The sequence below is a fragment of the Brachybacterium vulturis genome, assembly GCF_002407185.1.
Classification (GTDB): Bacteria; Actinomycetota; Actinomycetes; order Actinomycetales; family Dermabacteraceae; genus Brachybacterium; species Brachybacterium vulturis.
The window spans coordinates 1,258,703-1,277,293 of the sequence record NZ_CP023563.1 but is presented as its reverse complement, the minus strand read 5'-3'; the positions used below and the strand labels follow the sequence as shown (position 1 = coordinate 1,277,293).

The 18,591-nt window shown below is 72.3% G+C and carries 16 protein-coding genes; 15 read left to right on the top strand and 1 reads right to left on the bottom strand.

What is annotated here, in order from left to right:
• Positions 1–35 precede the first annotated feature (35 nt).
• The 7 genes from CFK38_RS05650 (at position 36) to CFK38_RS05620 (ending at position 5,770) form a co-directional block, all read left to right on the top strand.
• Complete coding sequence (locus tag CFK38_RS05650; RefSeq protein ID WP_096802211.1) at positions 36–836, top strand: exodeoxyribonuclease III; 801 nt, start codon at positions 36–38, stop codon at positions 834–836.
• A 372-nt stretch (positions 837–1,208) separates the two neighbouring features.
• Positions 1,209–2,369: a CpaE-like family protein gene (locus CFK38_RS05645; protein ID WP_096802210.1), complete on the top strand. Its 1,161-nt coding sequence runs from the start codon at positions 1,209–1,211 to the stop codon at positions 2,367–2,369.
• The gene (locus tag CFK38_RS05640; RefSeq protein WP_096802209.1) at positions 2,366–3,610 is read left to right on the top strand and encodes a TadA family conjugal transfer-associated ATPase; all 1,245 of its coding nucleotides are present in this window, start codon (positions 2,366–2,368) and stop codon (positions 3,608–3,610) included. Before CFK38_RS05645 ends, CFK38_RS05640 begins: the two co-directional genes overlap by 4 nt.
• On the top strand, positions 3,607–4,686 hold the full coding sequence (locus CFK38_RS05635) for a type II secretion system F family protein (protein WP_096802208.1): 1,080 nt from the start codon (positions 3,607–3,609) through the stop codon (positions 4,684–4,686). Before CFK38_RS05640 ends, CFK38_RS05635 begins: the two co-directional genes overlap by 4 nt.
• A 159-nt stretch (positions 4,687–4,845) precedes the next feature.
• Complete coding sequence (locus CFK38_RS05630) at positions 4,846–5,046, top strand: DUF4244 domain-containing protein (RefSeq protein WP_096802207.1); 201 nt, start codon at positions 4,846–4,848, stop codon at positions 5,044–5,046.
• On the top strand, positions 5,046–5,441 hold the full coding sequence (locus CFK38_RS05625; RefSeq protein ID WP_096802206.1) for a TadE family type IV pilus minor pilin: 396 nt from the start codon (positions 5,046–5,048) through the stop codon (positions 5,439–5,441). Before CFK38_RS05630 ends, CFK38_RS05625 begins: the two co-directional genes overlap by 1 nt.
• A complete protein-coding gene (locus CFK38_RS05620) occupies positions 5,438–5,770 on the top strand; it encodes an Rv3654c family TadE-like protein (RefSeq protein WP_096802205.1) in 333 nt (110 codons plus the stop codon). The genes CFK38_RS05625 and CFK38_RS05620 overlap by 4 nt, the downstream gene beginning before the upstream one ends.
• A gap of 42 nt (positions 5,771–5,812) precedes the next feature.
• Here the strand turns inward: CFK38_RS05620 and CFK38_RS05615 are convergent, their stop codons facing one another.
• On the bottom strand, positions 5,813–8,257 hold the full coding sequence (locus CFK38_RS05615; RefSeq protein ID WP_096802204.1) for a DEAD/DEAH box helicase: 2,445 nt from the start codon (positions 8,255–8,257) through the stop codon (positions 5,813–5,815).
• Positions 8,258–8,351: 94 nt separating this feature from the next.
• Here CFK38_RS05615 and CFK38_RS05610 point away from each other — a divergent pair, with 94 nt between their 5' ends.
• The 8 genes from CFK38_RS05610 to CFK38_RS05575 all read left to right on the top strand — a co-directional run bounded on the left by CFK38_RS05610 (position 8,352) and on the right by CFK38_RS05575 (position 18,565).
• Entirely contained in the window at positions 8,352–9,911 is a 1,560-nt protein-coding gene (locus CFK38_RS05610) for a DUF7059 domain-containing protein (protein WP_096802203.1), read from the top strand.
• Positions 9,908–10,870: a phosphatase PAP2 family protein gene (locus tag CFK38_RS05605; RefSeq protein WP_096802202.1), complete on the top strand. Its 963-nt coding sequence runs from the start codon at positions 9,908–9,910 to the stop codon at positions 10,868–10,870. The genes CFK38_RS05610 and CFK38_RS05605 overlap by 4 nt, the downstream gene beginning before the upstream one ends.
• Positions 10,871–10,972: 102 nt before the next feature.
• Positions 10,973–13,705, top strand: coding sequence for a type I DNA topoisomerase (gene topA / locus CFK38_RS05600; RefSeq protein ID WP_096802201.1), 2,733 nt, complete (start codon positions 10,973–10,975; stop codon positions 13,703–13,705).
• 79 nt (positions 13,706–13,784) lie between these two features.
• Positions 13,785–14,432: a hypothetical protein gene (locus CFK38_RS05595; protein ID WP_096802200.1), complete on the top strand. Its 648-nt coding sequence runs from the start codon at positions 13,785–13,787 to the stop codon at positions 14,430–14,432.
• The gene (locus tag CFK38_RS05590) at positions 14,429–14,992 is read left to right on the top strand and encodes an OmpA family protein (RefSeq protein WP_096802199.1); all 564 of its coding nucleotides are present in this window, start codon (positions 14,429–14,431) and stop codon (positions 14,990–14,992) included. Before CFK38_RS05595 ends, CFK38_RS05590 begins: the two co-directional genes overlap by 4 nt.
• Positions 14,993–15,207: 215 nt before the next feature.
• Positions 15,208–16,554, top strand: a complete 1,347-nt coding sequence (locus CFK38_RS05585) for an ABC transporter substrate-binding protein (protein ID WP_096802198.1) — start codon at positions 15,208–15,210, stop codon at positions 16,552–16,554.
• Positions 16,551–17,714 (top strand): carbohydrate ABC transporter permease, encoded by a 1,164-nt coding sequence (locus CFK38_RS05580; protein WP_096804229.1) that lies wholly within the window; start codon positions 16,551–16,553, stop codon positions 17,712–17,714. The genes CFK38_RS05585 and CFK38_RS05580 overlap by 4 nt, the downstream gene beginning before the upstream one ends.
• Entirely contained in the window at positions 17,711–18,565 is an 855-nt protein-coding gene (locus CFK38_RS05575; RefSeq protein ID WP_096802197.1) for a carbohydrate ABC transporter permease, read from the top strand. Before CFK38_RS05580 ends, CFK38_RS05575 begins: the two co-directional genes overlap by 4 nt.
• The last annotated feature ends 26 nt before the right edge of the window (positions 18,566–18,591 follow it).

The window sequence follows — 18,591 nt, the reverse complement described above, 5'->3', positions numbered from 1 at the left end:
CGGCGTGCACCCGTGGTCCCCCGTAGGATCGGAGCATGCGCATCGCGACCTGGAACATCAATTCTCTGCGTGCCCGGATGGATCGGGTGCTCGACCTCCTCCAGCGGCACGAGGTGGACGTGCTGGCCCTGCAGGAGACCAAGGCCAAGCCCGAACAGCTGGACCTCTCGGCCTTCGAGGCGGCCGGGTACGAGGTCGCCGCGCACGGACTGAACCAGTGGAACGGCGTGGCGCTGTTCTCCCGTGTGGGCCTCACCGATGTGCGCACCGAGCTGCCGGCCGTGCCCTCCTTCCCCGAGGACGGGACCGGGGTGGTCGAGGCGCGGGCGCTCGGCGGCGTGGTGGGCGAGGGCCTGCGGATCTGGTCGCTGTACGTCCCCAACGGCCGCGAGATCGACCATCCGCACTACGCCTACAAGCTGCGCTGGTTGGAGGCGCTGCGCGCCGAGGGGACCCGGGAGCTGGCGGCCGACGCGGACGCGCGCGTCGCCTTCGTCGGCGACTTCAATGTGGCGCCGCTGGACGAGGACGTGTGGGACATGGAGGCCTTCGAGGGGAAGACCCACGTCACCGAGCCCGAGCGCGCCGCCTTCCGCTCCGTCGTGGACGCGGGCTTCGCCGACGTGGTGCGCGGGGACCATCCCGGCCCCGGCGTCTTCACCTACTGGGACTACCAGAAGCTGCGCTTCCCCAAGCGGGAGGGGATGCGCATCGACTTCGTGCTCGGCTCCCCCGCAGTGCAGTCGGCGGTGACCGGATCGTTCATCGACCGCGAGGAGCGCAAGGGCAAGGGCGCCTCGGATCATGCCCCCGTGGTGGTGGATCTGACCTTCTGAGCCGGTCCCCGAGGAGCCGTTCCCGGGCGCCTGCAGGGCGTGCCCGGGACAGCGCCGGGCGGGCGCACACAAAAATGGAGCGGCGTCGCGATCTCTCGCGGCGCCGCTCCGGACGAGCCGTCTGCATCGGGATCAGGCGTACACGCGATATAGCTGCGGTGGCGCTTTCGACGCCTCACAGCCGGTCCGTTGCGGGGACCAGTCGTACGTGGGTTCCGATGCCGGTATTCGTCATTGTGCAGATCACACTACGCGCTTCATGAGGGGTGCGCAAGGACCCTGGCGCCGCTGACCGTTCCTCCCCAGCAGCGGGTTGTCCACCGCTCGTGCATGCCTCTGTTCCGCCACCCCCGGCGCGGCCACGATGGCTGCATGACCAGGACGATCATTCCCTCGACCGCCGCTCAGTCCGGCGTGCCCGGGCTCTCGGACACCACCGTCCCCACCGAGCCCTCGCACAGCCCAGGCGCCACGCAGCGTCGCCGGCGCTCCTCCTTCCCCGCTCCGGGACGGGCCGGCGCCGCCCCCGCGGCCGGGGGCCGTCCGGCGGCCTGCTGGGCGGGCGCCGACGGGATGCTGAGAGAGCTGGTCCTGGACCACGCCACGGCCGTCGGCCTCGACCTGCTCGACGAGCCGGGTGAGGCGGCCACGGTCTGCACGGTGATCGATGCTGCCGAGCTCGCCGCGGGGCGCCGCTCGTTCGGCCGTGGCGGCACCCCGCTCCTGGTGGTGACCGACTCCCCCGACGTCCCCACCGCACTCTGGTCGGCCTCGCTCACCGCCGGCGCCCGGGCGGTGCTCCCGCTGCCCGCCGCGTCGGAGGAGCTCCTGTCCCGGCTCGCCGAGCTGGCCCGGCCGCGCTCGACCGCGCTCCTGCTGGGAGTGGTCGGCGGCTGCGGCGGGGCGGGCGCCTCCAGCTTCGCGGCCCGTCTGGCGGCGGCGGCGCGCGCTCAGGGACCGAGCACCCTGGTCGATGCCGATCCCCTGGGCGGCGGTGCGGACCTGCTGGTCGAGGCTCCGGCGCTGGAGGGGATCAGGTGGCGGGAGGCCGCGGATCTGGGGCCCGACGACGGGGAGGCGCTGCATGCGGGCCTGCCCCAGGTGGACGAGGTGCGGCTGCTGGTCGCCGGTGAGGACCCCGGCCCCACGGAGCAGACGCTGCCACCGGTGCTCTCGGCGCTGTCCGTGCTGGGCGGGACGGTGGTGGTGGATCTCGGCCCGGCGCTGGTCCCGGCGGCGGCGGAGCATCTCGACCAGCTGCTGGTGGTCGTCCCCGCCACCGATCATGCGGTGCGCGCGACGGCGCGCAGACTGCGCACTTGGCAGCTGCCCAGCGGGCTCGCGCACGCCGTGGTGCGGCGCAGCGGCCCGCTCGGTGCCGGTGAGGTCTGCGAGGACCTCGGCCTCCCCCTGGCCACCTCCTTCCGCGACTGCCCGCGCGGCGCCGTGCCGCTGCTGGACGTGCGCAGGCGCGGCGCCGACCGCGCTGCCCGCGCGCTGATGGCGCGGCTCGATGGCGAGGTGCGGGCATGAGCAGCGCCGGGGACCCGGCCCCGCAGGAGGATCTCGCCGGGCTGCTCGAGCTGGTGCGGGAGGACCTGGTGCGCTCCCCCGGCACGGTGGACGTTCCCCGGATCGTGCGGGTGCTGCGACGCCAGGGCCGGGTCCTGGGCGCGGCGGCGACGCTCGAGCTGACCACCCGTATCCGCGATCACGTGGACGGGCTCGGCCCCCTGCAGGAGCTCGTCGCCCCCGGCGTCACCGACCTGCTGGTCAACGACGACGGCACGGTGTGGGTGGACGACGCCGACGGCCTGCACCGCACCGCGCACCGGATCGGGCCCGCCCAGGCACGGGACCTGGCCGTCCGGCTCGCCATCGTCGGCGGCCGCCGCCTGGACGACGCGATGCCATGGGCGGATGCGCACCTGCCCTCCGGCATCCGCTTCCATGCCGTGCTCCCGCCGCTGTCCCCCGGCGGTGCGATCCTCTCCCTGCGCCTGCCGGCGGCCCGGCACCTCGGCCTGGAGGACCTCGAACAGCTCGGCGCCCTGGGCCGTGACGCCCGCGCGGCACTGCTGGCGATCATCACCGCGCGGGTGCCGTTCCTGGTCACCGGGGGCACCGGCACCGGGAAGTCGACCCTGCTGGCGGCGATGCTCGGGCAGGCCCCTTCCACCGAGCGGATCGTCGTGGTCGAGGACGTGCTGGAGCTGTCCGTGGACCACCCGCACGTCGTCCACCTGCAGTCACGACACCCGAACAGCGAGGGCGCCGGCGCCGTGGACCTCACCGCCCTGGTGCGCCAGAGCCTGCGGATGCGCCCGGACCGGATCGTCCTGGGCGAATGCCGCGGCGGCGAGCTGCGGGAGCTGCTGCAGGCGTTGAACACCGGCCACGAGGGGGGCTGCGGCACCGTCCATGCGAACACTGCGGGCGACGTCCCCGCTCGGCTCGAGGCCCTGGGAGCCCTCGGCGGCCTCGACCGGGCGGCGCTGGCCTCCCAGGTCGCGAGCGCACTCGAGGTGGTGGTCCATCTGGGTCGTCGCGGCGGGGTGCGGGCCCTCGAGGAGATCGCGCTGCTGCGGCGGGGCGAGGCCGGCCTGCTGGAGGCGGTGACGGCCCTGCGGGTGCGGGAGGGTCGCCTCGAGGAGGGGCCGGCGGCCGCGGCGCTCGCGGGCCGGCTCTCCGCCCGGTCCGCGCCCGTCACCGCAGGTCCCTCCGTCGTCGGCCGCTCCGGCGCACCACGCGCAGAACGCCGGAGAGCGGCATGATCACCATCGCGATCGCCGTGCTGCTGGTGGTGCTGTGGGTGCTCGCCCCTCCGCCCGTCCGCTCCCCCGCACCCGCACCGAGGCGCCGCGCCCGCCGCGAGGCCGCCGGACCGCTGGAGATGGCGCACCTGGTGGAGCAGCTGGCCACGGTGATCAGCTCCGGGGCCGGTCCGCGCCAGGCCTGGGCTGCGCTCGGCCGGTCGCTCCCTGCCGGCGAGCTGCAGGACCTCGCCCGAGCCGCCGCCGCGGGCGGGGACCTCCGCCGTGCGGCCGGTGAGCGTCTTCGCCGCACCGACATGGTCGCCTCGCTCAGCACCGCCCTGACGGTGTGCGAGCGGACGGGGGCACCGACCACCGTGATGCTGCAGCACCTGGCCGAGGCGCTGCGCGATCTGCACGATGCCGCGCAGGCGCGGCGCAGCGCCTTCGCCGGGCCCCGCTCCACCGCCCGGATCCTGCTGGTCCTGCCCCTGGCCGGGCTCGGACTGGGGATGCTGCTGGGCGGGGACCCGCTGCGGCTGCTGCTGACCTCCCCGACCGGGAACCTGCTCGGCATCGCGGGCCTCGCACTGACCGCAGGCGGCTGGTGGTGGATGCGTCGGCTCATCCACCGCGCCGATCCTCCCCGACACCACCGGGTGGATCCCTCGGTGCAGCTCGAGCTGATCGCCGGCGCCCTGGAGTCCGGACTCCCCCTGGCCCGGGCGGTCGCCGCCGTCGGGCAGGCCCTGCCCGACGGGGACGAGGCCAGGGCGCTGCAGCGGGTCGCCACCGCGCTCCAGGCCGGGGTGCCGGCCGCTCTCGCCGGCCGGGCGCTCCCCGCCGAGCTGGGTGCGCTGGACCGTTCCGTGGTGCTCGCCGAGGACACCGGTGCCGATCTGTCCCGCGTGCTGCGCTCCGCCGCCCGCGACGCCCGGCGTGGTCGGGCCCGGGCCGCCGAGGTGCTCGCCGCCCAGCTGGCGGTCCGCCTGGTGCTGCCCACCGGCCTCGCCCTGCTGCCCGCTTTCGTCGCCCTCGGGATCATCCCCACCGTGATGTCCCTGCTCGGCGGCACCCTCTCCCCCGGCACGGGGTGAGGCCCGGACCACCGGGCCCTGCCCGGCGCACCTGCCCTCCCGGGCGGGTGCACGGCGGCCCCGGCCGCCACCCGCGGCGGTGACCGCCGTCGCGGCCCGAGCGGCTCCGGCCGCGCCCCGGGCGGGGACCTCCCCGCCCACGATGAGAAGGAGGACCCCATGTCCCACACCCTGCACCGGATGCGCCGCTCCCTCGACCGCGTGATGCGGGACGAGACCGGCGCCTCGACCGCCGAGTACGCCATCACGGTGCTCGCCGCCTGCGGCTTCGCCGCCGTCCTGGTCGCTCTGCTGGCGTCCGGGGAGGTGCGCGACCTGCTGATGGCCATCATCACCTCGGCCCTGTCCAAGGGGCTCTGATGCCGCGGTCCGCCCGGTCGTCCCCGCTCGGGGACGACCGGGGGTCCGCCACCGCGGAGACGGCGATCGTGCTGCCCGTGGTGGTGGTGATGGTGGTCGTGGTGCTGCTGACCGGGGTGGGCCTCGGCACCCAGCTGCGGCTCGAGAGCGCGGCCCGCGGCGCCGCCCGGGAGCTCGCCCGCGGTGAGGACACCGCGGCGGCCGTCGCCGTCGCCCAGCAGATCGGCGGCGAGGGCACCGAGGTGACCACGTCGGTCGCCGGGCCGTGGGTGCGGGTCGAGGTGCACCGCACCCTGGAGGCGCCGGCGGGTCCGCTGCTCGGAGCCCGCTGGACGCTCAGCGCGGAGGCGGAGGCACGGCGTGAACCCCAGCTGCTCCCGGGCGGTGCGCCGTGAGCACCGGTGCCGCCTCGGTGCTGGCCTGGACCGGGGCGGCCACCACGATGGTGGCGGGCCTGTCCCTGCTGGGCACGGGGCTGATCGCCCAGTCCCGGGCCGCGACCGCCGCTGATCTGGCGTCGCTGGCCGCTGCCGATGCGGTGGCCGTGGCCCATCCCCACCCCTGCGACCGCGCCGCCGAGGTCGCCACCCGCAACGGCGCTCGGCTGCTGCTGTGCGAGCAGCGCGGCTGGGACGTGCTGGTCACCGTCGAGGTCGACGCCTCCCCGCTGCCGGCCGCCTCGGCACGCTCCCGGGCCGGACCGGGCCCGGCGGAGCTGCCCTGAGGACTCTCGTCGCGCGGAGGAGTCGCGCGGAGGAGTCACCGCTCAGGGCCGCAGCAGCTCCAACAGCCGCTCCGCCTGCGCCTTGGACAGCGGCTCGTTGCCGTTGCCGCACTTCGGGGAGACCACACAGGCGGGGCAGCCCGCCTCGCAGCCGCATTCGCCGATCATGTCGGCGGTGGCCCGCACCCAGGCCGCGGCGTCGTCGGCCCCGCGCTCGGCGAAGCCGGCCCCGCCCGGCGCCCCGTCGTAGACGAAGATCGTCGGCGCCCCGGTGTCCTCGTGCTGGGCGGCCGAGAGTCCGCCGATGTCCCAGCGGTCGCAGGTCGCCAGCAGCGGCAGCATCGAGATCGCGGCATGCTCGGCGGCGTGCAGCGCCCCGGGCAGCTCCTCCCCGGGGATCTCCGCACCATCGGCGGTCTCCTGCGGGATCACCCACCACACCGCCTTGGTGGTCAGGGTCCGCGGTGGCAGGTCCAGCGGATGCTGGGCCAGGACGGCCTGGGTGAACACGTCGCGTACCTGGTAGCCGGTGACCTGGTCGGTGACGTCCACGGTGCCGAAGCACAGCTGGACGCCGCCCTCCCAGTCCACCTCGCGGTCGATCTGCCGGATCCGCAGCGTCGAGGCGGTCTGCGGATGGGTGCTGTGCAGCGGGTCCTCCCGGTGCACGAAGGCGACCGCCTGGTCGACGTCGAGATGGTTCACTACATAGTTCGTGCCCTGGTGGAGGTAGACGGCGCCGTCATGGACCTGGGTGTGGGCGCTCGCGGCGTCCACGGTGCCCAGCAGCACGCCGCTGGGCTGCTCGACGATCCGCACCGGCTCCCCGCCGCTGCCGCGCAGGTCGGTGAGCTGGTGCGCGGAGTCGCTCAGCGTCCAGTACCAGCCACTGGCCCGCGACCGCAGCACGCCGCGGGCGGCCAGGGTCTCCAGCAGCTCCCGCGCGGTGGGCCCGAAGAGCTCCTCCTCGCCGTCCCGGATCGCCAGCTCGGAGGCGGCGGCGCACAGGTGCGGGGTCATCACGTACGGGTTCCCGGGGTCGAAGACGGACGCCTCGACCTCGGCGCCGAAGATCGTCTCGGGGTGGTGGACCACATAGGTGTCCAGCGGGTCCTCGCGGGCCACGAAGAGCGCGAGTGCTCCGCCGTCCGCGTCCTGCCGCCGCCCGGCCCGGCCGAACTGCTGCCACAGCGAGGCGCGGGTGCCGGGCCACCCGGCGACCACCACCGCATCCAACCCGGCGATGTCGATCCCGAGCTCCAGAGCGTTGGTCGAGGCCAGCGCCTGCAGCGCCCCGGAGCGCAGCGCATCCTCCAGCTGCCGCCGCTCCCGGGCCAGGTAGCCGCCGCGATAGGCGGCGATCCGGCTCGCCCGGTCGGCGAGCTGCGGGGAGACCGTCTGCTCAGCCTTCTGCTCCAGCAACCGGCGCGCCGCGCCGGAGACCAGCTCGGCGCCGCGCCGGGAGCGCGCGAAGACGAGGGTCTGCACGTCCCGTTCGACGAGATCGGCGAGCAGCGCCCCCGCCTCGCTGGTCGCGGAGCGGCGCAGCGGGTCCTCGGCGCGCTGCGGGGAGGCGCCCTCGCCGTCCTCCTCGTCCGCCTCGCCGTCGCCGTCGCCGTCGCCGTCGGCCCAGCGGGCAGGGTCCCCGCGACCGTCGACCCGGGTGCGGGTGCCCGGCTCCCACAGCCCGATGGTGAGCCCGGCGCGCGGGGAGCCGTCCTCGGTGACCGCCTCGACGTCCCGCCCGATCAGCCGCGAGGCCGAGAGCTCCGGGTTCGCGGTGGTGGCGGAGGCGAGGATGAAGGTGGGCTCGGCGCGGTAGTGCGCCGCGATCCGTCGCAGGCGACGGATCACCATCGAGACGTGGCTGCCGAACACGCCCCGGTAGCTGTGGCACTCGTCGATCACCACATAGCGCAGGGCGCGGAAGAAGTGGGCCCACTGCTCATGACCGGGCAGGATCCCGAAGTGGAGCATGTCGGGATTGGTGAGCACCACGGTGCCGTGGCGGCGCACCCAGCGACGCTGCTCCGTGGGGGTGTCCCCGTCATAGACCGCGATGCGGGCATCGCGGATCCCGGCGCCGTCGGCCATCGTGGTGATGTTGGTCAGCTGGTCCGCGGCCAGCGCCTTGGTCGGCGACAGGTACAGCGCGGTCGCCCGGCGCGCCTGGGGATCGTGCTCCCGCGCACCGATCGCGGTGAGCACGGGCAGCAGGTAGGCCAGGGACTTCCCGGAGGCGGTGGCCGTGGCGAGCACCACGTCCCGCCCTCCATGGGCGAGCTGCGCCGCCTGCTCCTGATGGATCCAGGGGGCGGTGATGCCCCGCTGCGCGAGATGCGTCACCAGGCGCGGATCCGTCCAGTCCGGGAAGCTGCCGCGACGGCCGGCCCGGGCGGGCCGCTGCTCGATATGGGTCAGGCAGGTGCGACGGGTCAGCGGTGCGGTGAGATCGGCGAGGAGCTCTGGTGCCCGGCCTGCTCGCATCCTCTCCCGCCTCCCTGCCCCGCCCACAGGGCCTGCGCATCTCCTCCACCTGGACACCGATATCGGCCCAGCCGGCTGGGGCACAATCGTAGCCATGTCCACCGACAGCCCGACCGGGCCCCCACGGATGCTGCCCGAGCAGATCGACGCTCTGCGCGCGGACCTCGCGGCGGCCTCCTATCTGTCCGCGACGATCGAGCAGCTGCTCGGACCGGTCGCCGCCGACGCGCTGCAGAGGGCGAACCCGGTGCCCGCCGATCGCGTGCTGGCGGCACGGGACGAGCCGGCGGCCCTGCTGCTGCGCCTGTTCACCCTCGGGGCGGTGGTGCCGCGCGCCCAGGTCGAGGCCGCTCTGCCCGCGCTCGGCCTCGACGGCGCGATGCGGCTGGGGCTGGTGGAGCTCGCCCCCACGACGGACGCCGACGGCGCGGTGCGGGCGCTGCTGGAGCTCGCGCCGTACTCGGCGAGCGACGACGCCGGGCAGATCGACTGGTGGATCGCCTCGGACCTCTCGGAGCTCGCGACCGGCAGGCCGCTGGGACCCGAGCACGTGCTCGGGGTGGGCGGCGCCTCCCTCACCCTGGCCCGGATCACCCCGCGCGCCCACGTCGCCAGGGTGCTGGACCTGGGCTGCGGCGGCGGGATCCAGGCGCTGCACGCCTCCCGCCACGCCGAGCACGTGGTCGCCACCGACCTCTCCGAGCGCGCCCTCGCCGTCGCCGCCTTCAACGCGGCGCTGAACGGCATCGAGATCGAGCTGCGGCAGGGCTCGCTGCTCGACCCGGTGGCCGGGGAGGACTTCGACCTGATCGTCTCCAATCCCCCGTTCGTCATCACCCCCCGCGACCCGGCCGCGGAGGCGACCACCTGGACCTACCGCGACGGCCGCCGCGCCGGCGACACGCTGCTGGCCGAGCTGGTCCGCGCTCTGCCCGCTCACCTCTCCCCCGGCGGCAGCGCGGTGATGCTCGGGAACTGGGAGATCACCGACCCCGCCGAGTGGGACGCCCACCCCCGCGCCTGGCTGCAGGACGCCGCGGCCGAGGGGGTGGATGCCTGGGTGCTGCAGCGCGAGCAGGAGGACCCGGCGCAGTACGCGGAGACCTGGGTGCGCGACGGCGGGATCACCACCCGCGATCCGGACTGGGCTCCCCTGGTCGGGGCCTGGCTCGACGACTTCGACCGCCGCGGGGTGGAGCAGCTCGGCTTCGGGTACCTGCTGCTGCGCCGGCCCGTCGCGGCGGCACCGCGCCCCGGGGTGCTGCGCACCGAGCAGGCGCCCGGCACCGGCAGCGGCACCCTCGCCGAGCATCTCGCCGCGTCCCTGCGCGCGATGGGGACGCTCGCGACCCTGGACGACGCCGCCCTGGCCGCGGCCCGCCCGGTGCGGGCCGCGGACGTGGTCGAGCGCCGCCATCTCACCCCCGGCCAGTGGGACCCGATGCTGATCGAGCTGGTCCAGGGTGCCGGCTTCGCACGGAGCGTGCGCGTCGATCAGCAGCTGGCGGCCACCGTCGGCGCACTGGACGGCACCCTCACCCTCGCCCAGGTGGTCGGCGCCGTGTGCGCCCTCACCGAGGCGGAGGAGGAGACCCTCGAGCGGGTCCTGGCGGCTGTGCGCGAGCTGATCCGCACCGGGATGGTGACGCTGTGAACGCCGCTCCCACCACCCGCAGCGGCGGGTTCGGCCGCCCGCTGCTGTCCCTGCTCGCCGCGGCGGTGAGCGTGCTCGCGGTCGTGGCCCTGGCCCGCACGGCCGTCGGCACCGCGAGCGGACAGCGCCTGGACCAGCTGGTCTCCTCCGGTGCGAAGGGCCATGACGGGCGGCTGTCCCACTACGCCGAGATCGCGGTGGGGACCGTGAGCCTCCCCGTGATCGGCGCGCTGCTCGTGCTCGCAGTGCTGCTGGTGCTGCTGCGTCGCCGCCCGGGACTGCTGCTGCCGATCGGGACGCTGGTGCTCGGCGCCAACCTCACCACCCAGCTGATCAAACGCGTGCTGCTCACCCGGGAGGTGCTGGGGCCGGGGATCGAGGTCACCCCCAACTCCTTCCCCTCCGGGCACACCACGCTCGCCGCGACCGCGATGATCGCGCTGGTGCTGGCCGGGGGCCGGGCCCGGGTGGTGCTCGCCCCGCTGGGGGTGGTGTGGACCACCGCCGCCGGCATCGGCACGCTGGTGGTCGGCTGGCACCGGCCCAGTGACGTGATCGGCGCGATCACGGTCGTCGCCGCCTGGACCTTCCTGACCCTCGCCCTGGACGGACTGGACACCAGGCGCCGGCGCGTCCGGGCCGCGGCCCATCCCGGTCGCGGACGTCGGCGGCGCGGCGCCCGGACGCCCGATCCGCTGTCCCCGCCCCGCTCCCACCCCGTCGAACGGGTGGTGGCCACCCTGCTCGGCCTCGTCGGCGTGGCCGGGCTCGCCTGGGGAGGGTTCGGGCTGCTGACCCTGCCACGCCCGCTGGACCTCCACGACCCCGCCCAGCAGCTGCCCGCCTTCCTCGTCACCGCCGCCCTGATCGGCGGGGGCACCGCCTCCTGGCTGGCGCTGACGCTCCTGCTGCGCGTGCCGACGTCACACCGGACACGCTCGGCGGACCGTGTACCGTGAACACTCGCCGAGCGCCCTGACGCGTCCGGTTCATCCCGGGCCACGGCATTCGGCCACGGCAGACGGGCCGCGAGACGACGCGGCGAGGAAGGACACAGCAACGTGACAGGCGGACGACATCTGGTGATCGTCGAGTCCCCGGCGAAGGCGCGGACCATCGGCCGGTATCTCGGGGACGAGTACGACGTCAAGGCGTCGGTGGGCCACATCCGCGACATCCCGGTGCCTCGTGACCTGCCTGCCGAGATGAAGAAGGGGCCGTACGGCAAGTTCGGCGTCGACGTCGAGAACGGCTTCGACCCCTACTACATCGTCAGTCCCGACAAGAAGAAGACCGTCGCGGAGCTGAAGAAGGCCCTCAAGGACGCCGACACCCTCTACCTCGCCACCGATGAGGACCGCGAGGGCGAGGCCATCGCCTGGCACCTGCTGGAGACCCTCAAGCCCAAGAAGTCCCTGCCGGTCAAGCGCATGGTGTTCCACGAGATCACCGAGGACGCGATCCGGGCGGCGCTGGAGAACACCCGCGACATCGACGCGAGCCTGGTCGATGCGCAGGAGACCCGCCGCATCCTGGACCGCCTGGTGGGCTTCGAGCTCTCCCCGGTGCTGTGGCGCAAGATCAAGCCCTCGCTGTCGGCCGGTCGCGTGCAGTCCGTCGCCACCCGCCTGGTGGTCGAGCGCGAACGCGAGCGGATGGCCTTCGTCGCCGCCGACTACTGGGACATCACCGGCAGCTTCGCCGCCGAGGGCGGGGCCGAGGCCACCGCCTTCACCGCCAAGATCGCCACGGTCGACGGCGCCCGGGTCGCGAGCGGCTCGGACTTCGCCGACGACGGCACCCTGAAGCCGCGCTCGAGCAGCGCCACCATCCTCACCGAGGAGTCCGCCCAGACCCTGGTGCAGGTGCTCGGCGAGGCCCCCGCGACGGTGACCTCGCTCGACTCCAAGCCGTACACCCGGCGTCCCGCGGCACCGTTCACCACCTCCTCGCTGCAGCAGGAGGCCTCGCGCAAGCTGCGCCTCGGCGCCCGCCAGGCGATGCGGGTGGCCCAGTCGCTGTACGAGAACGGCTTCATCACGTACATGCGCACCGACTCGGTCACGCTCTCCGGTGAGGCGATCCGTGCCTCCCGGGCCCAGGCCGCCGAGCTCTACGGCAGCCAGTACGTGCCGGACAAGCCCCGGTACTACCAGAACAAGTCACAGGCAGCGCAGGAGGCGCACGAGGCGATCCGCCCCGCGGGCGACCACTTCCGCACCCCCGCCGAGGTGGCCGGCCAGCTCGCGGGCGACGAGTTCCGCCTCTACGAGCTGATCTGGAAGCGCACCATCGCCTCCCAGATGGCCGACGCCAAGGGCACCACCTCCACCGTCGAGCTGCTGCTGGAGGCCGCCGGACGCGCCGCGACCTTCCGCGCCGCCGGCACCGTGATCACCTTCCGCGGCTTCCTCGCCGCGTACGAGGAGGGTCGGGACGCCGCCCGCTACAAGGACGACGACGACAAGGGCTCCGACAAGCGCCTGCCGCAGATGGAGGAGGGCCAGACGCTCGAGACCCGCGAGCTGGCCCCGGACGGCCACTCCACCACCCCGCCCCCGCGCTTCACGGAGGCCTCGCTGGTGCGGGCGCTGGAGGACCGCGGCATCGGCCGCCCCTCCACCTACGCCTCCACGGTCGCGACCGTGCAGGATCGCGGCTACGTGCTGCGACGCGGCACCGCGCTGGTGCCCAGCTGGACCGCCTTCGCGGTGGTGCGCCTGCTCGAGGAGCACTTCGGGCCGTTCATCGACTACGACTTCACGGCGCAGATGGAGCAGCAGCTGGACCGCATGGCCCAGGGCGATCTCTCGCGTGCGGAGTACCTGAAGAACTTCTACCTCTCCGACGGCACCGACGGCCCCATCGGGCTGAAGCCCATGGTCGACGACCTCGGCGAGATCGATGCCCGGGCGATCAACTCGATCGAGATCGGGGAGGGCATCACCCTGCGGGTGGGCCGCTACGGCGCCTACGTCGAGCTGGTCGCCCGCAACGAGGACGGCACCCCGGTCGAGGGCGCCGATCCGCGTCGCGCGAACGTCTCCGACGAGGTCGCGCCCGATGAGCTGACCGTCGAGAAGGCGAAGGAGATGCTCGAGCGGGCCAAGGACGACGGCCGGGTGCTGGGCACCGATCCCGACTCCGGGCACGAGATCGTCGCCAAGGACGGCCGCTACGGCCCCTACGTCACCGAGATCCTGCCCGCTCCCGAGGAGACCGGTGGCAAGAAGGTCCCCAAGTCGAAGCAGCCGAAGCCCCGCACGGGCTCGCTGCTGAAGTCGATGGACCTGGCCACCGTCTCCCTCGAGGACGCGCTGAAGCTGCTGAGCCTGCCGCGCGTGGTCGGCACCACCGAGGACGGCACCGAGATCACCGCCCAGAACGGCCGCTACGGTCCGTACCTGAAGAAGGGCACCGACTCGCGCTCCCTGGAGACCGAGGAGCAGATCTTCTCGATCACCATGGAGGAGGCGGAGAAGATCTACGCCCAGCCCAAGACCCGGGGCCGGGCCGCCGCCAAGCCGCCGCTGAAGGAGCTCGGCACGGATCCCACCAGCGAGAAGCCGATCGTGATCAAGGACGGCCGCTTCGGTCCGTACATCACCGACGGCACCACCAACGTCTCGCTGCGTGCGACGGAGAAGGTCGAGGAGATCTCCGAGACCATTGCGGTCGAGAAGCTCGCGGAGAAGCGCGCGAAGGGGCCGGCCACGAAGAAGGCCCCCGCCAAGCGCGCTCCCGGGAAGAAGAAGACGACGACCGCGAAGAAGACCACGACGGCGAAGAAATAGGTCGGTCGGGGCGAAGTGCCGCACGGCGAGGCTCGACGGAATTGGTAGGGTCGGAACACATCGACCCCGGGGGAGCCCGATGAAGATCTCGCATGGCCTGAAGCGCCCGATGGTCGCCGCTGCGGCCACCGCACTGCTGCTGTCCGGCTGCTCGGGATCGGACGGCGGGCCACCGGCCGAGGCCCCGTCCGAAGGTGTTCAGGAGAGCTCCGCCTCGGCCTCGGCCGACGCGTCCTCCGAGGCCGCTTCGGGGGGATCCGGCGAGGCAGCAGGACCCGACGGGGCGCTGGAGGCCGGGATCGACCCGGCCGACCCGCCCGAGCCGATCGTCTCGATGACGATCGACGATGGTGCCCTCAACGACGAGGTCAAGAGCCTGCAGGTCGACTTCCTCGGGTTCGAGGAGCGTGGCGAAGTGCTCATCGCGCGGTGGGCCATCACGCCGACGCTGTCCCGCCCGGACGCGACCGGACTGACCTTCTATGACATCAGGGCCTCGAGCCAATACTGGATGCCCTACATGATCGACCTGGACAACCTCGTCAGGTATGACGTCGTCTGGGGCGAGCCGGACCCCCTGACCTCCGACTACGCCGCCGTGCACCTGACGGACGGGGAGCCGTCCTACGTCTTCGCGGCGTTCCCCGCGCCGGACACGGCGACGAAGAGCGTCAACCTGTACTTCTCGAGCAACTCCCCCCGCTACGTCGAAGTGCCGGTGCCGTGAGGCGCACGATCCTGCCAGGCGCAGTCCTCCTCGGTCTCACGCTGATCACCGCCGCTCCCGTCGCGGGGGCGATGACCGTCGACGAGGCGATCGAGCAGGTGACGCCGGGCGAGGTCTCGGCGGCCGTGACGCGATTCGACGACTTCCCGGTGACCCGCTACCAGGTCAGTGGGCCCACGCCCCTGGAGACCGAGACGATGGAGGGTGACACGACTGTCATCAGCCTGAACACGGACATCCTGTTCGCCTTCGGCAGCGCCGAGCCGCCTCCGTCCGCGAAGGACAGGATCGCCGAGCTGTTGGAGGACGTGCCCGAGGGCATGACGGTGCAGGTCCACGGCCACACCGACAGCATCGGCAGCAGCGAAGCCAACCTGGCACTCTCCGAGGAGCGTGCCGACGCAGTGGCCGACCTCATCTCACAGGTACGGCCCGATCTCAGCCTGCAAGCAGAGGGATTCGGCGAATCGGATCCGGTCGAATCCAACGAGGTGGGCGGCGAGGACAACCCCGAGGGCCGAGCCGCGAACCGCCGGGTCGAGATCCGCTACGGCGGCTGACCTGCGGCGAGCGCCGTCGCACCGCTCGGCATGGCCGTGCCGCTCATCTGATCGTGCGCGATTCAGGGACGAACCCTACCGAAACGGTCATATCTGAGCACATTCGGTCACATCGCGGCATCGTCCGCACTCCGGCTCGCGGAATATCGCCATGGCCTGTGCCATCGGCCTACAGTGTGAGATGACGTACATCGTCGACTCACAAAGGAGTGATCATGGCTCGACGTCCCAGTCGGCGCATGGTCATGTCCGGGGCCGCGGCCACCGCGGCGCTGGGGATGACCGGATGCCTGCAGAATCCCGACCCGGCCGACAGCGCAGGCGGCGGCACGGTCGAGCGGTATACCCCCGGCGACACCCCGGGCACGGGCACGGTCACCATCCTGGGCGCCTTCGGCGGCCAGGAGATGGACGCCTTCCTGGCCTCCCTCGAGGACTTCCAGTCCGAATCCGGCATCACCATCCAGTACACCCCGGACTCGGACTTCACGAACACCATCCGGCAGCGGGCCGGCGCCGGCGACGCCCCCGACATCGCCCTGTTCCCGCAGCCCGGCGGCATGTTCGACCTCGCCGGGGAGGGTCTGATCACCCCGATCGACGTGTTCCTGGACTACGACCAGCTGAACTCGACGCTGATCCCCGGATTCCTGGACTCGGCGCGCCTGGAGGGGCGCGTCTTCGGCGCTCCGATGCGCATGGCCTGCAAGTCGCTGATCTGGTTCCCCAAGAAGGCGTACGAGGAGGGCGGATACGGTGACAAGCCCGCCACGATGCAGGAGCTCTACGAGATCACCGATCAGATCAAGGCCGACGGCATCGCGCCGTGGTCCGACGGCTGGGGCGCCGATCAGGCGACCGGCTGGGTGGGCACCGACTGGATCGAGGAGTTCATGCTCCGTGTCCACGGTCCCGTGCTCTACGACGACTGGGTCAAGCACCGCATCCCCTTCAACGCTCCCGAGGTCGTGGAGGTCTTCGATCTCGTCGGTGACCTGCTGAAGGGTGAGGGCAACGTGCTCGGCGGCACCGACGCGATCATCTCCACGCCCTTCTCCGAGGCGCCGCTGCCGCTGTTCGAGGACCCGCCGCGCGCGATGCTCGTGCGCCAGGGCAACTTCGTCACCGGCTTCTTCCCCGAGGACATCCAGGCGAACATGGACGCGGAGGTCGGGGTGTACGCCATGCCCACCTGGGAGGGCGGCTTCGACGGTCAGCCGATCCTGGGCGGCGGTGACCTCGCCACCCTGTTCACCCTCAACGACGACACGGTGAAGGTCATGGAGTTCCTGACCTCCGACCAGTTCGGCGGCGAGTGGGCGGAGGCGGGCGGCTGGCTCAGCCCCCACCGCACCTTCGACCAGTCGCTGTACTCCTCGGAGATCACCCGGCAGATCGCGGAGATCGCCTCGGAGGCGGCGGCCTTCCGCTACGACGGCTCCGACCTGATGCCGACCGCCGTCGGCGCCGGCTCCTTCTGGAAGGGCATGGTCGAGTGGCTGCAGGGCGCGAAGACCTCCCAGCAGGTCTGCGACGAGATCGAGAACGGGTGGCCGGCGTGACCACCGCGACACAGACCCGCCCGGGGCCGGAGGGCCCGGCCCCCACGGAGGTCGAAGACCGCAAGCACAGCTCCGCACGCCCCGTGCGCGTGATCATCGGGATCGTGGGCATGGCGGTCATCGCCTGGTTCATCTGCAACGCCTTCCTGGCCTTCGCGTACTACCCGCAGTGGTTCGCGGGCTCAGGACTGCTGATCGGGCTCCTGGGCCTGATCATCGGCATCGGCGGCTCGGTGGTGTTCTTCTACTTCCTGAACGTCTGCGTCGAAGGCTTCCCCGCGCGGTTCTCCCGCGGGCTCATCCCCTATGCCTTCCTGCTGCCGGGATTCAGCCTGATCTCGATCTTCCTGCTGTACCCGACGGTGCAGACGATCATCTACTCCTTCGCGAACGACGACTCCACCGCCTGGGTGGGGCTGGAGAACTATCGGGCGATCTTCTCCGACAGCCACTTCTGGTCCACCCTGCTGAACAACTTCCTGTGGATCCTCATCGTGCCCGTGCTGACCGTCGCCTTCGGTCTCGCGGTGGCCGTGCTGGCCGACAAGCTCTCCCCCGGCGGGGAGAACGTCGCGAAGTCGATGATCTTCCTGCCGATGGCGATCAGCTTCGTCGGTGCGGCGACCATCTGGGGGCTGGTCTACGCCTACAACTCCCCCGACACGGCCCAGACCGGCCTGCTCAACGCCGTCGTGGTGGCCCTGGGCGGCGAGCCGCAGCCCTGGTACCAGATCGAGACCGCGCGGCTGAACTCGATGGCCCTGATGGTGATCCTGATCTGGCTGCAGACGGGCTTCGCCATGGTGCTGATCAGCTCGGCGATCAAGGGCGTCCCCGAGGACACCGTCGAGGCCGGGCGCGTGGACGGTGCCAGCGAGCTGCGCATCTTCTGGCAGATCATCTTCCCGCAGGTGCGGGCCACGCTGCTCGCCGTGCTGATCACCGTGCTGATCCTGGTGCTGAAGGTCTTCGACCTCGTCTACGTCACCACCAACGGTCTGTACAACTCCGATGTGATCGCGAACCTCTTCTTCCGGAAGCTGTTCACCTCGCAGCAGGCCGGTCAGGCCTCGGCCATCGTGGTCGTGCTCCTGATCCTGGTGGTTCCGGTTCTGATCTACCAGGTCAAGAGCTTCAGGCAGCAGGAGGCGAACCGATGAACGGCATCATGAAGGACGGGCGCAAACGCTCGCCGCTGGCGATGATCACGATGCCGCTCCTGGTCATCCTGTGGACGATCCCCACGATCGGTCTGCTGGTCACCAGCCTGCGCACCCGCGAGGCGGCGGCCACCACCGGCTGGTGGACGGCGCTGTGGGAGGGCGGCTGGACCTGGGACAACTACGTCAGCGTGCTCACCGATCCCTCGGTGACCAGCTCGCTGATCAACTCGGTGGTGGTGGCGGTGCCGGCGACGGTGCTGCCGATCATGTTCGCGGCCTTCGCCGCGTACGCGTTCACGTTCATCAGCTTCCCCGGCAAGGATGCGCTGTTCATCATCATCGTCGCGCTGATGGTGGTCCCCATCCAGGTGGCGTTCCAGCCGATGCTGGACCTGCTGGGCCCGCGGGGGCTGGGGATCAACGGACAGTTCCTCGCGGTGTGGATGCTGCACACCGGCTTCGGCATGCCGCTGGCGGTGTACATCCTGCGCAACTACATGACCACCCTGCCGGGCTCGGTCGTGGAGAGCGCGAAGATCGACGGGGCCTCGCACTTCCAGACGTTCTGGCGCCTGGTCGCTCCGATGTCCTCCCCGGCGATCGCCGCCTTCGCCACCCTGCAGTTCCTGTGGGTGTGGAACGACCTGCTGATCGCCAAGCTGTTCCTGGGCGGCGGGGCGAACAAGACGATCATCGTGACCCTGCAGCAGATGCTGGGCACGCAGGGCCAGGGCGCCGAGCTCCTGACCGCCGGTGCCTTCATCTCGATGGTGATCCCGATGATCGTGTTCTTCAGCCTCCAGCGCTTCCTGGTGCGCGGTATGACCGCGGGCTCGGTCAAGGGCTGAGAGCATCGGTCGGCCGGTTCCCGCGC

Coding starts and splice junctions, on each gene's coding strand:
- CFK38_RS05650 (WP_096802211.1), top strand. CDS start 36: ATGCGCATCGCGACCTGGAACATCAATTCTCTGCGTGCCCGGATGGAT.
- CFK38_RS05645 (WP_096802210.1), top strand. CDS start 1,209: ATGACCAGGACGATCATTCCCTCGACCGCCGCTCAGTCCGGCGTGCCC.
- CFK38_RS05640 (WP_096802209.1), top strand. CDS start 2,366: ATGAGCAGCGCCGGGGACCCGGCCCCGCAGGAGGATCTCGCCGGGCTG.
- CFK38_RS05635 (WP_096802208.1), top strand. CDS start 3,607: ATGATCACCATCGCGATCGCCGTGCTGCTGGTGGTGCTGTGGGTGCTC.
- CFK38_RS05630 (WP_096802207.1), top strand. CDS start 4,846: ATGTCCCACACCCTGCACCGGATGCGCCGCTCCCTCGACCGCGTGATG.
- CFK38_RS05625 (WP_096802206.1), top strand. CDS start 5,046: ATGCCGCGGTCCGCCCGGTCGTCCCCGCTCGGGGACGACCGGGGGTCC.
- CFK38_RS05615 (WP_096802204.1), bottom strand. CDS start 8,257: ATGCGAGCAGGCCGGGCACCAGAGCTCCTCGCCGATCTCACCGCACCG.
- CFK38_RS05610 (WP_096802203.1), top strand. CDS start 8,352: ATGTCCACCGACAGCCCGACCGGGCCCCCACGGATGCTGCCCGAGCAG.
- CFK38_RS05595 (WP_096802200.1), top strand. CDS start 13,785: ATGAAGATCTCGCATGGCCTGAAGCGCCCGATGGTCGCCGCTGCGGCC.
- CFK38_RS05585 (WP_096802198.1), top strand. CDS start 15,208: ATGGCTCGACGTCCCAGTCGGCGCATGGTCATGTCCGGGGCCGCGGCC.
- CFK38_RS05575 (WP_096802197.1), top strand. CDS start 17,711: ATGAACGGCATCATGAAGGACGGGCGCAAACGCTCGCCGCTGGCGATG.